The sequence below is a fragment of the candidate division KSB1 bacterium genome, from assembly GCA_016214895.1.
Classification (GTDB): Bacteria; Electryoneota; RPQS01; order RPQS01; family RPQS01; genus JACRMR01.
This window is the reverse complement of record JACRMR010000017.1, coordinates 12735-26569: the sequence shown is the minus strand read 5'-3', so window position 1 is coordinate 26569 and position 13835 is coordinate 12735. Positions and strand designations below refer to the sequence as shown.

The 13835-nt window shown below is 61.0% G+C and carries 10 protein-coding genes; 5 read left to right on the top strand and 5 right to left on the bottom strand.

Features of this window, described 5'->3' with window-relative positions:
• The first annotated feature begins 23 nt into the window (after positions 1-23).
• From mnmE to HZB60_09195, 3 genes are all read left to right on the top strand, one after another.
• Positions 24-1631, top strand: coding sequence for a tRNA uridine-5-carboxymethylaminomethyl(34) synthesis GTPase MnmE (gene mnmE, locus HZB60_09205; GenBank protein ID MBI5059937.1), 1608 nt, complete (start codon positions 24-26; stop codon positions 1629-1631).
• A gap of 2 nt (positions 1632-1633) precedes the next feature.
• Entirely contained in the window at positions 1634-2236 is a 603-nt protein-coding gene (locus HZB60_09200; protein MBI5059936.1) for a methyltransferase domain-containing protein, read from the top strand.
• Between the two features lie 113 nt (positions 2237-2349).
• Positions 2350-4680, top strand: a complete 2331-nt coding sequence (locus HZB60_09195) for a T9SS type A sorting domain-containing protein (GenBank protein MBI5059935.1) — start codon at positions 2350-2352, stop codon at positions 4678-4680.
• A 509-nt stretch (positions 4681-5189) separates the two neighbouring features.
• Here the strand turns inward: HZB60_09195 and HZB60_09190 are convergent.
• From HZB60_09190 to HZB60_09175, 4 genes are read right to left on the bottom strand one after another with little or no spacing between them, the layout of a single operon-like run.
• Positions 5190-5891, bottom strand: a complete 702-nt coding sequence (locus tag HZB60_09190) for an ABC transporter ATP-binding protein (GenBank protein ID MBI5059934.1) — start codon at positions 5889-5891, stop codon at positions 5190-5192.
• Between the two features lie 3 nt (positions 5892-5894).
• The gene (locus HZB60_09185; protein ID MBI5059933.1) at positions 5895-7115 is read right to left on the bottom strand and encodes an FtsX-like permease family protein; all 1221 of its coding nucleotides are present in this window, start codon (positions 7113-7115) and stop codon (positions 5895-5897) included.
• Position 7116: 1 nt separating this feature from the next.
• A complete protein-coding gene (locus tag HZB60_09180; GenBank protein ID MBI5059932.1) occupies positions 7117-8082 on the bottom strand; it encodes a hypothetical protein in 966 nt (321 codons plus the stop codon).
• Between the two features lie 46 nt (positions 8083-8128).
• The gene (locus HZB60_09175) at positions 8129-8539 is read right to left on the bottom strand and encodes a winged helix-turn-helix transcriptional regulator (GenBank protein MBI5059931.1); all 411 of its coding nucleotides are present in this window, start codon (positions 8537-8539) and stop codon (positions 8129-8131) included.
• A gap of 381 nt (positions 8540-8920) precedes the next feature.
• Here HZB60_09175 and HZB60_09170 point away from each other — a divergent pair, with 381 nt between their 5' ends.
• Positions 8921-10000, top strand: coding sequence for a hypothetical protein (locus tag HZB60_09170; protein ID MBI5059930.1), 1080 nt, complete (start codon positions 8921-8923; stop codon positions 9998-10000).
• Positions 9993-10862, top strand: coding sequence for a hypothetical protein (locus HZB60_09165; GenBank protein ID MBI5059929.1), 870 nt, complete (start codon positions 9993-9995; stop codon positions 10860-10862). The genes HZB60_09170 and HZB60_09165 overlap by 8 nt, the downstream gene beginning before the upstream one ends.
• A 113-nt stretch (positions 10863-10975) precedes the next feature.
• On the opposite strand, the gene HZB60_09160 is transcribed toward HZB60_09165, so the two are convergent.
• Positions 10976-13060 carry a carboxypeptidase regulatory-like domain-containing protein gene (locus tag HZB60_09160; protein MBI5059928.1) on the bottom strand — a complete coding sequence of 695 codons (2085 nt, stop codon included), beginning with the start codon at positions 13058-13060 and terminating at the stop codon, positions 10976-10978.
• Between the last annotated feature and the right edge of the window lie 775 nt (positions 13061-13835).

The window sequence follows — 13835 nt, the reverse complement described above, 5'->3', positions numbered from 1 at the left end:
TTCCTAATTCTTCATTTCTAATCTTGTCTTCCCCTTCGACCATCGCTGCCATTTCCACCCCGCCCGGACTGGGCGGGATTGCTGTTCTGCGCCTTTCCGGCTCGGATGCGCTCGCGATTACGAGCACGATAGCTACCCCCCCTTTCAAGGGGGGGCAGGGGGGGGTGTCGGGCGAGCCGAAGTCGCTTCCACCGAACTCCGCTCGCTTCTCCCGCATCTCTCACAACGGCGAGTTCATTGACGAGGTGGTGGTAACTTACTTCAAGGCGCCGCACTCTTACACCGGCGAAGATGTGGTCGAGCTGAGCTGCCACGGCGGGCGATATGCGGCAAGTAGGATATTGGAATTATTGTTATTGAAAGGTGCTCAGCAGGCCAAGCCGGGAGAGTTCACCGAGCGTGCCTTTATGAATGGCAAGCTCGACCTGGCCCAGGCCGAAGCCGTGGCCGATGTGATTCACGCGCGAACCGCTCAGGCGGGGAGCGCGGCGGCGCGGCAGTTGGCTGGTGGACTGTCGGAGAAGATTCGGGCCATGCGATCAATGTTATTGGATTTATTGGCATTGCTTGAGCTTGAGCTGGACTTCTCGGATGAGGACGTCCAGTTTCAGTCCCACCAGCACCGGCTGGACAGCCTGACCACGGCGGAGCAGACGCTTCATGCTCTACTCGCGACGTTCACTCGCGGTCGGTTGATTCGCGAGGGGATACGCGTGACGATCATTGGTGCTCCAAATGCCGGAAAATCAACACTCTTGAACGCCTTGTTGGGCGAGGACCGTGCGATTGTCAGCCCCGAACCGGGCACGACGCGTGATGTGGTGGAAGCGCACTTGGAACTCGCCGGGATTGAAGTGATTCTTCAGGACACCGCCGGCATTCGCTCAGCGGAGGGGCACATCGAGGGCGAGGGCATTGCCCGTACCCACCGCGCCATCGACCGCGCGGATCTGATCTTGCTCGTCCTCGACGAGCAGCGACCGATCTGGCCAGACTTGGCCGTCCCCCCTTTCAAGGGGGGACTACAGGGGGGTCTCGGCTCTCCCCCCAGCTTGACCGATGGGACTGAGGTGGGTGTCGGCTCTCCCCCCAGCTTGACTGGGGGGACCAAGGGGGGGTTCGGTTCTCCCCCCAGCTCGACTGGGGGGACCAAGGGGGGTCTCGGCTCTCCCCCCAGCTTGACTGGGGGGACTAAGGGGGGTTCTGCTTCATCGTTCATCGTTCATCGTTCATCGTCCCCCCCCCTCGCACTCGTCCTCAACAAGATCGACCTGCGAACGGGCAGTGCGGCGCCCGATCTGGGCTGCCCCGTCGGCATCACACCTGCGGCGATCTTCGAGATTTCGGCACGCACCGGACTTGGAATACCCGAATTACTCGCCGGACTTGTCCCACTCCTAATCACGGAAACCGTTACAAATTCAGAAATTGTCGTAACTGAAGCACGACACGCCGACGCCCTGACCCAGGCGGCGGCGAGCCTGCAAGCCGCCCGCACACAGCTTGACCAGCCGACACTCATGGCTGCCGACCTGCGCGATGCCGTGAACGCCTTGGGCGAGATCACCGGCGAGACCGTGGGTGAAGAGATCCTCGACCGCATCTTCTCGAAGTTCTGCATTGGGAAATAGCAATGTCAACGTTCTGGAATGACCGCTACAATGAGCCCGGCTACGCCTACGGGACCGAGCCCAACAGCTTCGTCGTCGAGATCGCGCGGGACCTCCCGCCGGGCCGGCTGCTGTCCCTCGGCGAAGGCGAGGGCCGGAATGGCGTGTACCTCGCGGGCCTTGGTTTCGCGGTCACTGCCGTCGATGCGTCCGACGTCGGTCTCACGAAGGCCCGCCAGCTGGCCACGAGTCGCGGGGTTTCCCTGGAGACCGTCGTTGCCGACCTGTCCAGCTATCCGATCCCGCCCGCGAGCTGGGACGTGATTCTCTCGATCTTCTGCCACCTGCCGCCCAGCGTCCGGCTTCCGCTTCATCGCCGGGTGGTGGACGGTCTCAAGCCCGGCGGCCATTTCGTGCTCGAAGCCTACACGCCGGAGCAGCTCACCTACGCCACGGGCGGGCCTGGCGACGTGTCGATGCTGCTGAAGCTGAGTGATTTGCGTGCGGAGCTTTCCGGTCTTGACTTCATCCGCGCCGGGGAGCAGGTCCGCGAAGTCCGCGAAGGCACGTGCCACACCGGCCCCGCCTCGGTCGTGCAGATAATCGCGCGGAAGCCGTCCAGCTGAACAGACCGGTGGCCTCGGGAAGGCTTGCCTCCGCACACGGCAAGCCGTATATTGGGCTGAAACCGAAAGTCGTATTCTGACCAAACACGGGGGGTACCATGTTGGGAAGAGTTTTGTCCATTCTGGCCGCACTGACGGCCTTTTTGTGTTGCGGCGGATCCGCCGCGCTGGGCTGGGTGCTGGACACTCCGGTATCGCCGGAAATTCAAGCATACCAAGCGAATTCAACGAATTCGCGACGGTTCATGGAGCTCTACCCGAGCGGATTTTGGCGCAGTGCGGACGCGGGACAGACCTGGCAGCCCATGACACTGCCCCCCGACGCCCAATCGCTGTACAGCCGCAGCCTGCAGATCGTCGATGCCGCGGCGGACACCTTGGTCATAGGCGCCGACGACCAATATGTGCTTTATGCCTCCGTGGATGGCGGCACGACCTGGGTTGATCGCACTCCGCATCCAGCCGGGTTCTTCTACGAAACCGGCGGGATTGTTGACCCGCGCCGGCGCGACCGTTGGTATGCCCTGGGGCGATTCACTCGTCCGCCCTACGGCGCGGCCTTCGCGCGTTCGGACGACGGCGGAGACACCTGGCAGACCTTCGTCTTTCCCCGGATCGGCGCGGCCGCCTTTGCCCAGTGGCTCTATCCGGATCCGCTGTCCGACAGCACGCTGTGGTCGATCAGCTATTACCGCTACTCGCCCACGGACACCCTGCTGCCGGGTGGGATCATGCGCAGTACCGATCTCGGCCAGACGTGGACGGAGTTCTTTGACTTTCACGCACACTATGCGTCCCAGGACGTTGCCATCGGTTCGTTTCTCCACCAGATGAACGGCGACTTTCTGTTCTCCTTCAACAGCTGCGACGGAGATACCTGTATCGCCGACTGGCTGCGTTCGACGGATAACGGCCAGACCTGGACATCTCAACGCGCCGGTTGGCCCGGCGACGACGTGCCCTGGGGGCCTGTGATCGAGGACATCGACCAGCCCGGGCGGCTCTATACGGAAGGCTGGGATTTCCAGCATCCCGTGGCCTGTTCGCCGGACAATGGCGACACCTGGAGCTCCTGTTCGAACGGCATCCCGGCTTCGACCCGCTGGACCTCGGGCCTGCGGCAGAACCCGGACAACGGCTCGCTGACCATCGTGGCCTCCGACGCGCCGTGGGAGTCCATCGACGACGGCGCATCCTGGCATGCGCTGCCTGTCCCTCCGGTGGGGGCGACCGGGCCGGTTCAGATTCATGACGAGTCCCTCACGTTTTACCACTTCCCGGGCGCACTTTTTCGGCAATCCTTCTCGTCGCGGCAATGGGAGCCGATCACGGTCCCGGTCTTCCCGGACACCGTCACGTCCATCGAATCGGTGCTCTATGACCGCGCGGGCGTGATGCTGGCGGCCGTCAGTCGCTACGGTGAGCATGAGGGCGGCAGTCCAGCGCTCGCCGTCTCTCAGCTTGTCCGCAGTGTGGATCACGGCCAGAGCTGGCAGTTCGGCCCGGCCTTGCCGACTGATCTATGGTCGTGGTTTACCATCGAGACCGATTCGGTCCCGGTCTTCGTGGCAAGCGGCTGGTCGGACAGTCTCTACGTCTCGAACGACCTCGGCGAGCACTGGCTGTCCCGTGGCTATCCGGTTGTAAGGGATTATTATAATTTCGATTGTGCCGAGCGTAGCAACGAAATATGCCTGGTCGGCTCGAACGAGTGGGGGGCCGACGTCGTGGTCTATCGCTCGACCGATCTGGCGGCGACATGGCAGGAGATTGGCCCACCGGATACCCCCGCCGAGGGCGAGCGCCTCGAACCGACTGTCTTCCCGGGTGGGGTGCTGATCCGATTCTTCCGCCACAACGACGTTCAGAACTGGCTCTGGACGGAAGCCGGTTGGTCCCTTCGCAGCGGCGACGCGGCGAGCGACGGATTCCTCACCGTGCTTGATGATCCGCTCCGCATCCTGCTGTTCTCCTCGGGTGGTGACGCCTGGATCTCGCCTGACACCATGCGAACCTGGGTGCATCATGATCTGGAGTTGCCGTTCGCCGGGACCCACCCGCAGCTTGGTACGGTCATCTATTCGCCCCAAACGGAAGAGCTGTGGGGTTCAAGCTCGCTCGGGCCGGTGCGGATGAATCTGAATGAGCTGGCGGCGCCGGAACGGGTGCGCTTCACGCCACTGCCCCAATTGTCGCTGTCGGCTTTTCCCAATCCGTTCAACAGCGTCGCGACAATTTCGCTGAATCTGGCGCAGCCGGGGCCGGTCAGCTTGCGGCTGTACGACCTGACGGGCCGGCTGAGCGCGGTGGTTGCGGATCGCGTCCTCCCGGCGGGCGAGCAACGTCTGCGGTTTGATGCCCGCAGGCTGCCGACCGGCACGTACTTCCTGCGGCTCACGGCGGACTCCCGGACCCGCGAAACGAAACTGCTGCTGCTGCGATAAGTTGACGGCACCTCCGCTGGGCGGCGCAGCCTGTCACCACCCCGCATCGGGGGGGTCTTAGAGCCTATCCTGAAACAACGAGTTGTGCGGCAACGTGGCTTCAGCCCGTTGTCGGAGCGGAAGGTCAAGGGGCTAAAGCCGCTTTGGCTCGCCGGAATCTTGCTGGCTCCGCCGCGGCATGTGTCTCCACATGCCCGGAATCGGAGCGTCACCGCCGAGCAGGGATTCCTTCCCTGCCGGAACCTTGCTGGCTTCCGCCGAGCGGGGTGCCCTCACCCCGCCGGAATCTTGCTGGCTCCGCCGCGGCATGTGTCTCCACATGCCCGGAATCGGAGCGTCACCGCCGAGCAGGGATTCCTTCCCTGCCGGAATCTTGCTGCCTTCCGCCGAGCGGGGTGCCCTCACCCCGCCGGAATCGGATCGGGTCCCCCCCCATCAAAAAAAGCGCCGACCCCCAAACAGGGCCGGCGCTTCTCGAATCACGGATGTGTGTACGGCCCGGACTTAGGTCAAACGCCAGACAGCAGCCGGCTGGCTTCGGCAACATGGCCGTTGGTAATCCGCCCGTTCTCCAACCGCAGCATTCGTTTCGCCCTGCTGGCGGCGTTCGGATCGTGCGTGACCATGACCACCGTTCGACCCTCGCGATGGATCTCCTCGAGGAAGCCGATGACCTGCTGACTGGTTTCGGGGTCAAGATTGCCCGTCGGCTCGTCAGCCAATACCAGCATCGGGTCATTTGCCAAGACCCGCGCCAACGCCACGCGCTGCTGCTGACCGACACTCAATTCTGACGGCTTGTGATCGAGGCGATCCGCCAAGCCCATCCGCGAGAGGAGTTTCACGGCCCTCTGCTTTTGTTCACCCTCATTTACCCCGCCCAGCAGCAGTGGAATCTGGACGTTTTCCAGGGCGGTCAGGTAGGGGATCAGATTGAACGTCTGGAACACGAAGCCGATCTTCGCGCGCCGGACCCGCGCCCGGGCGTCGGGCGAGAGTTCATAAAGCGAAGTGCCGTCGAGATAGACCCGGCCTTCCGTGGGGGAAAGCATGCCGCCCAGCGTCAGCAGAAGCGTGCTCTTGCCGCTGCCGCTGGGGCCTACCAGAGCGACGAACTCCCCCGCGGCGACCTCGAGCGATATATCATCCATGGCGGCCACGGTCTGCCCGCGATGCCGGTAGTGTTTTTTCGCGCCTTCGATCTTCAGCATCGCTCAAACCTCCTGCAGGGTAGTGCACGGATCAAGCCGGGCGGCCCGGATCGCAGGCAAGAAACTGGCCAGAACCGCCAGCGGAATCGCCAGGGCTAAGGCCAGCACGATCAACGTCGGCATCGGCAAGACCGGAACCCCGGCCAGCTTCGGCCCCATGACGATGGCCAGAATCGTGCCCAGGACATAGCCGCCGATTCCGGCCGCCGATCCGAGCAGGACCGCTTTCCAGAGGAAGATCCGCAGCACCATCGCCGAATCGGCGCCCATGGCCATCAGGGTCCCGATCTCTTTGCGGCGCTCATAGACATTGGCGAACATGTAGTTCGCGATGCTGGCGCCACCGACCAGAATGATAATCACCAGAAACACCAGCGACAGCCGCGCCATGGTGCGGTTGGTCTGGAGCTGGGTATCGACGATCTGCGTAATCGTCACCACCTTGGCATCGGGCAGGAGCTTGTTGATCTTCTGGACCAGGCCCTTGGAGATTTGGCTGCAACAGCCCACGACCTCGATGGCACTCACCACCGCGCCCCGGCCGGTCATTTCCTGCACCGTGTGCAGGTGCGCAAAGATGCGGGCATCGTCCACGGTGCCAGTTTCGGGGAGCACCGCCACGGCGGTGAAGCGGCGGCCCATGACGTCGATTGCGTCCCCTTCGCGAATCCGCAGGGACGATGCGATATCCGCACCCACGAGGACTTCAGTGCTGCCCAGCGTCTCGATCACGCGGTTACGGACCAGCGTTTCTTTCGGCGATGTGGCGCTGAGGCCCGGAATCACGGCCACGGTTCCACACCCTTGCGGCCGCGAGAAGATCCCCGCGCCTTCCCACGCCGCTTTTGCGGCGAACTCTTCCTTCGGTAGAATGCCGGTCAGCGTGACATGCTGGTTTCGAACCGAAATCGGAACCGACAGCTTTGGCGAAAGATTGTCCAGACCCTCCAGATCCGAGTGGATCAGCCGATCCACATATTCTTCGGGGATCTCCTCGGTTTGCAGATCCGCCGAATAGTAGTCCTGCATCGAAACGGACTTGGGCAGGATCAGCACATTGGCCCCCAGCGCGTCGAGTTCCCGGGAGACGGCTTTCTCCGAGTAGAAGGTGACGTTCTTAATCGAGACGATCACCGTAATTCCGAGCAGAATCGCCATGAAGCTCGTCGCCAGCTGATTCTTGCGCTCGAAGATCTCGCGCCAGACGAGGGTTCTGAGATTCATTCTACTTCCCCTTGGGTGGCGTCGGGGGCTTCGCCGAAGTTGAAGTTGACGGTACGGGCACTACCTTCACCGGCGGCGGGCTGTTTTGCGGAGCGGCCGTGGCGGTCGGGCCACAGCTTTTGCCGCTTCCCGGAGGACAACACCCCCCGGCTTTCGGAGCGGCGGCGGCCTGTACGGCGGCCACGATCTTGTCTTTCGGCGTTGCGCCCTGAAACACGCCGATGACCGTACCGGGAGGTGCCAGCAGCGCGGTCACGGCGACAGGTGACTGCGGATCAAGGCCCAGCTTGGTCGCGAACTTTGCTGTTGCCGGATCCGAAGGATCCGCCATCACGACGGCCGTGCTCTGACCGTATTTTGCGTCTTTCAGGAACTCCTCGACCCCCCGCATCGCGCCGGCGTTATCGGCCGTCTGCTTGTTCTGCATGCAGAACGCGACCATATTCTTCGACTGAAGCGCCTTCATGGCTTGCTCCGAGGCCTTGCAGCCGACACACTCCACCAGCATGGTCTCGTCCGTCAATTGCATGGCCGGATAGCCGCCCATGATGGCACCGTTCGGGGCCAACACGAGAATGAGTGGCATCTGGGCACGGCTCGCGCCGTACTTGTTGACGATGTCCTGCTCAGCCGGGTCCGCAACATTGATCTCAACCTCAGCAGACTTGCGCGTGACCTGCTTCCGCGCGGATTCAACGAGTCCACGCGCTCTCGTCAGCTGGTCATTGTCGTCCCGGTAAAACACGGCGTACACGTACTTATCCGCGCTGCCGGCCTGTTCTACTGCCTCCGCGCACTTTCCCGTGCCGATGTGCCCGATCGGTTCAGCGGCCTTGACGCTGGCCACTCCGAAGTGGGTCGGACTGCTGCTGTTGTGATTCGACGCCGACACAAATTGGAAGACCAGCGCGGCCGCGACCAACAGAATGACGCCTCCGCTCACGGACCACTTAGCCTGCTTACTCATAATCATGCTCCTCTATGAAATCGCTCCATTGAAACTTGAATCGTTGTTAGGCCTTCTGCATTGCCGGCGTCCGCTGGGGGTCATCCACGGGACACGGGGAAGCGTCGGGCAGACAGCGCATCACATCTGCTCTGCTGAGCATTCCGACCAACCGCGTCTCATCCGCGACCACCGCCGGATCTCCCGCCAGGGCCTCTCGCGCCAGTTGGACGACCTGACGCACCAGTGGCGAGGCGTTCGGACCTGCCAACCGATAGTACACCCACTTCCCGCACTTTCGAGCATCGACGAGTCCGGCATCCCGCAGGATGGCCAAGTGTTTGGACACCGTCGAATCCGCAAGCCCAATAAAGTCAACGAGATTGCAGACGCACAATTCACGATCGCGCAGGCTCAGGAACAACCTAAGCCGATTGGCATCTGAAAGCGCGTTCACGATGTTCAGGAATTCCCGCATTCTTACTCCCTTGTTTCGCCAGATAACGAAATGTAGTGAGGAAATATCAGGTTGTCAAGTAAAACACCTTCCAAATATGTAATAAGACTTGTGTTGTAATATTTCAAGCAACGAGAATCCGTAGGGGCGGGTCCGCGACCCGCCCGGTGGAAAGAGCCACGCATACATTTGACTAAAAATTTGCAATTGACAACATTATCAAATATGACAATTTAGTCAAAACACATATAAAATATAAAAATAGCTTATACAGGCCAAATCTATTTCTTCAGACCGTTAGAATATCCGCGTTAGCATGCATTTGACTAAAGAAACAGAAATGACTATATTGTCAAGACAGCCAATTTAGTCAACACAACTACATATAAACAGTTTACAGAAATGAGCAACTCTGAGCTTCATCCTAAACCAAGGGGCATTCTTCGCTGGAGTCTTGTCCAGATTCATATTATCGATAGCCTGAAGAAACTGTTGCCGGACGCTTCGATTGAGCTAATGGGCGGCGCAGTGGTAGGGACCATGCTCCATCTGAAGTTGTCAGCCGGAGATCATCGTTTCACGGTTAATTGGGCATCCACGGGCTCATCATCGGAGATCCTCCGTTCGATCTACTTCGTCAAAGCTGACCCCGACCACTATATCCCGGTAATCGCTGTGCCATTCATGGGGCCAACTGGCCGAAAGTTATGCCAAGAGAACGGCGTAAACTGGATTGATTTGTCAGGCAACGCCGCCATCAAGGCCCCCGGGCTACTAATCAACATCAGCGGCAACCCCAACCAATTCATCGCCCGGGGCCGCCCGTCGTCCGTGTTTGCCCCGAAGAGTTCGCGCGTCATTCGCTGGCTGCTGTTGAATCCCCATCGCAGAGTCACGAAGAAACAACTGGTCGAAGCAACCGGAGTTGATCCCGGCCACCTCGGTCGCATTCTTGATCGACTGGTGGAGTCTTCATACCTTTCCCGCGATCAAGTTGACGAATTCGCACCGCAAAACCACCAACTCTTGCTGGCGGATTGGCGAACTTCCTATGATTTCTTCAAACAAAACGAAGTGCTGCGCGGCCACATTCCGGCCAGGACAAGCGAAGAGTTAGTCAGGAAGCTGGCCACTCGCTTTGACGTCGAACAAGCTCAGAAATTCGCATTCACCGGCTTGGCTGCGGCATGGCAATATACCCAGTGGGCAACCTTTCGCCTTGTTTCAGTCTATCTCAAGACCATGCCGAATCCCGACTTGCTACAGGTCTTGCTCTTTCGTGAAGAGCCACGCGGCGCCAATGTTTGGCTTGTAGTTCCCAAAGACGAAGGTGTATTTATGGGAAGTGAAATCGTGGCAGGCATTCCGTGCGTCAGCCGCATTCAGGCCTATCTCGACCTGAAGGACCAGCCGGAACGATCCGACGAAGCGGCGGAAGAGCTCTTCCGAACAATAGAGCCCGGACTACTGGCAAATGGCTGAGCCGAAACCGCGGCACGCGGACGAATACGTCGCCGACACAACGCAAATCGTTGTTCGTACCAGCTTGCATCTGGCCACGATACTGGGTGACTTTCAGGATGATATTGTTGTTATCGGAGGAATGGTTCCGTACTTCCTTGTGGATCAAACCGAGCAACCATACGAGCAGAAACACATTGGGAGCATGGATGTTGATCTGGGCCTAAGCGTCGCTCTGTTGCACGATCATCGATACGAGGCTATCGCGGACCGATTGCGAAATTCCGGCTTTGAACCCGGCACAAACCGAGACGGGAACGTTACCCGCCAACGCTGGCGACATCCTCGGTTTGATAACGCGATAGTGGACTTCTTGATGGACGCCAATGGCGAACCGTCCAAACTGCAAAACCTCACCGGCGATCTTGCCGCGATCGTCACGCCGGGCATAGGACTCGCCTTTCGCGATTTCGAACAGATCCTGCTTGCCGGGCAGACACTTGATGGCGCTAATGTGGAGCGCAGCATCAAGGTGTGTGGCGCCGGGGCACTACTTATCACAAAGGTGCTCGCTCTGCAATCCCGTTCGTATGGAAAGGACGCGTACGACATACACTACGTATCGCGTAACTATGGCAGAGGCCCCGAAGATGTGGCGGAACGTCTCCGGAGCTTGTTAGACGACGAAACCGCTAGGCATGGGTTGTCCTTGCTTCGGCAGAATTTCGGGACTCTCGACTGCATCGGCCCGGTCAAACAGGCCTTGTTCTTTCGACGCGAAGGCGATGAAGCCTACCAGGCTGACATTTCGGGAACGGTCATGGCCGTCGTGCAACTGTGCGGCGAGCCGCGCCTTCCCACTCCTGCGAAACCGCAAGTCTGAAAACACCAGACCGTGATTCTCCGTCGACCACCCCCCCCCCCTACGCAAAAGCGCCGACCCCCAGACAGGGCCGGCGCTTTCTATGTAATGTCCCCGGTGGGGGATCAGCCGTCTTAGCGCAGCAACATCATCTTGTTCGTGAGGCTGGTCGAACCGGCGGTCAGGCGGTAGAAGTAGATGCCCGAGCCCATGCCGTTGGCGTTGAAGTTGACGGCATAGCTGCCCGCGGCCTGAGTGCCGTTGAACAGCACGGCCACTTCGCGACCGGTCACATCATACACCGCCAGCCGGACCGTGCCCGTGGTCGGGATGTTGTAGTTGATGATCGTCGAGGGGTTGAACGGGTTGGGATAGTTCCGCGCCGTCAGGTAGCTCGTCGGCGTGCCGATCGCAATCGGCTCGTCCACGGCGTTCTGCTCAAGCGGTCCGAGGCCCAGCGTGTCGCCCGGCTCGCGCCAGAACATGCCGTTGATCTCATAGACAATCACCATCGGCATCGGCGCATTCGGGCAGAAGATTTCGCCGCCCACGATCGTGATTTCGTCGCCGTTGGCGGGACGCGTCGCGCCGTTGCCCGGATCGTAGTCCGGTGCGCCGAAGTCGAGGAACGAATTGATCGCGCCGTCGCCGTCGGTGTCAATCGCGTAGCAGGTCGGGTCGCCGTGCAGCGGGTTGCACTCATGGACGATCGCCACACCGGCCAGTTCGACCGCTGTCACGCTATCCGGGTTGCAGCCGCGCCGACCGTGGTCTCCGCCGCCGTGGCCGCCGTGGCCGCGCCGCGGTTCCCGCCAGAACTGGCCGTTGATCGTATAGACGACCACGATCTGCGGGTCGGCATAGGTCAACAGGCCACCGGTCACCGTAATCTGATCGCCGTTGGCCGGGCGCGTCGCGCCGTTATCCGGGTTGTACCAGGGCGGACCGAACGCCAGGCGATAGTCACCCACGCCGTCGGCATCGATATCGATGAAGTAACGCACGCGGATCCGGTTGGGATTCGTGGTGTCATCGACCACGATCGCGGTCCCGGACAGCTCGACCACCGTCAGCGAGTCGCCGTGGTGCCCGCCGCCGTGCCCGTTGGAATCACTCAGGACCAGCGTCACATCGATGACGCTCAGGTCAGCCACGTCGATTTCCGTCGTCGCAAAGCCCAGCATGTGTGCGGAGGCGACCACAAAATAGTGATCGGCCGGGACATGCTCAAACGTCACCGTTCCGGCCTCGCCGGTTTCCCCGTGCAGATGGCGTCCGTGACCGGGGCCGCCCGCGTTCAGATTGACGTTGGCGCCCGGAACCGCCGCGCCGTCCGGTGTGGTGACCAGCACGTTAACCGTCCCGGTACCCTCCGCCGGCTCACCGTGCAGCATGATCATGACATGCGCCGTAACGCCGTCGAAGACCATCACCCGCGCATGACCGTCTTCAAAGCCTTCCAGCGATGCAGTGGCATCCCACCCGCCGACCGCGACGTCCGCAAAGCCGAACTCGCCGTTCTCGTTGGTCGTCGTGACCAATTCGGCGTCTGGCCGCGACAGGACAACCGTCGCACCGGCCGCCGGACCCCCGTGATTGTCAACGATCACCACGCCCTCGACGTTGCCGAAGCCCGTCGGCAGCGGATGCAGCATGAAATTGGCCTCACCGGTCTCGCCATCCGGGACAAACGCCCCGTGGAAGTCCGCCCCATAGCCTTCAAGTTCCGCCGAGCCGCCGTAATGGCCGGTCTCGATGTTCTCAAACAGGTAGTAGCCGTCGTCGTTCGTCGTGGCGACGAGCGGCGGATTCGCCGGGTCGCGCATTAGCGAAACCGTCGCGCCCACGGCCGGGCCCGCCTCTTCCGGCAGCCAGACATGACCTTCAAGGTTGCCGAAGCCGGTCAGCGGCGCATGCAGGAAGAGGTCCAGTGTGACGACGCTGTCGCCGAACACCCAGGCCTGACCGTCACCGGGTCGATAGCCTTCCAGCGTAGCCACGGCCATGTAGCGGCCGTTTGCCAGACTTTCGAACAGATAGAAACCTGCGTCGTTCGTGGTCGCCACCAGTGGCTGACCATGATTCGCATGAATGGTAACGGTCGCGCCCGCCGCGGGGCCGCCGTCGTTTGGCAGATAAACGGTCCCCTGCAGGGTGCCCGCCCACGCCGCCGCGGCGATCATCAAAATCGCCAGAGTTGAGAGAAGGTTGCGGTTCATGTCTCTTGTTTTCGCCTCTTATTTAGGGGTTGTTTGGTTTCACTCTCGATAAGTGCAAACAGCAACCCCCGGACCAACGACTAAAGTAAAGAATAAACAGCAGGAAAGCAAATACACCGGACTCGCCATCTGTTATGCCACTGCCCTCCCGAGCGCATCGCATGCGCAGCCGACGGTTCGCGTCGGCATGCCGAACGATTCGGGCGCGTTTTGGGTTATGTCGCGGGCCGGATTTAACCCTCCCCCGCCGGAACGCCTTGTCCGCCGAGCGGGGTGCCCTCACCCCGCCGGAATCTTGCCGGCTCCGCCGCGGCATGTGTCTCCACATGCCCGGAATCGGATCGGGTCCTTTTCCCCTTCCCAAGGGGGGAGCACAGGGGGGGTATAGAACCGATCCCGGAATAGCAGCAAGGGGGGCAACGTGGCTTCAGCCCGTTGTCGGAGCGGAAGGTCACGGGTCTAAAGCCGCCTTGCCTTGCCGTAGTGATCAGCCAACCCTATTTCGAGCTACATCCTGAGACGGGGGTGCGGCACACCCAGCCGCAGAACCGGGTCAGCGCTCTATCGCCTCCGCCCTCACGCTTCAAGTTTGGAGTTCCAAGCTTAGCCATTCTTTGATGTTAGCGTTTCCGCGGCTCGCGGTTTACATGTTTTCTCTCAACTCTCCGCTTTCGTTTCTGGTTCACTCTCATTATCTTACTGTGCTTGGGCCAACCTCCCCTGCCCGCCCCGATTTCACTCGGGTTTTCTCCGCTCCACGGTGGCCACGCGGTCT

Coding starts and splice junctions, on each gene's coding strand:
- HZB60_09185 (MBI5059933.1), bottom strand. CDS start 7,115: ATGAATCTCAGAACCCTCGTCTGGCGCGAGATCTTCGAGCGCAAGAAT.
- HZB60_09165 (MBI5059929.1), top strand. CDS start 9,993: ATGGCTGAGCCGAAACCGCGGCACGCGGACGAATACGTCGCCGACACA.
- HZB60_09180 (MBI5059932.1), bottom strand. CDS start 8,082: ATGAGTAAGCAGGCTAAGTGGTCCGTGAGCGGAGGCGTCATTCTGTTG.
- HZB60_09190 (MBI5059934.1), bottom strand. CDS start 5,891: ATGCTGAAGATCGAAGGCGCGAAAAAACACTACCGGCATCGCGGGCAG.
- HZB60_09175 (MBI5059931.1), bottom strand. CDS start 8,539: ATGCGGGAATTCCTGAACATCGTGAACGCGCTTTCAGATGCCAATCGG.
- HZB60_09200 (MBI5059936.1), top strand. CDS start 1,634: ATGTCAACGTTCTGGAATGACCGCTACAATGAGCCCGGCTACGCCTAC.
- HZB60_09160 (MBI5059928.1), bottom strand. CDS start 13,060: ATGAACCGCAACCTTCTCTCAACTCTGGCGATTTTGATGATCGCCGCG.
- HZB60_09170 (MBI5059930.1), top strand. CDS start 8,921: ATGAGCAACTCTGAGCTTCATCCTAAACCAAGGGGCATTCTTCGCTGG.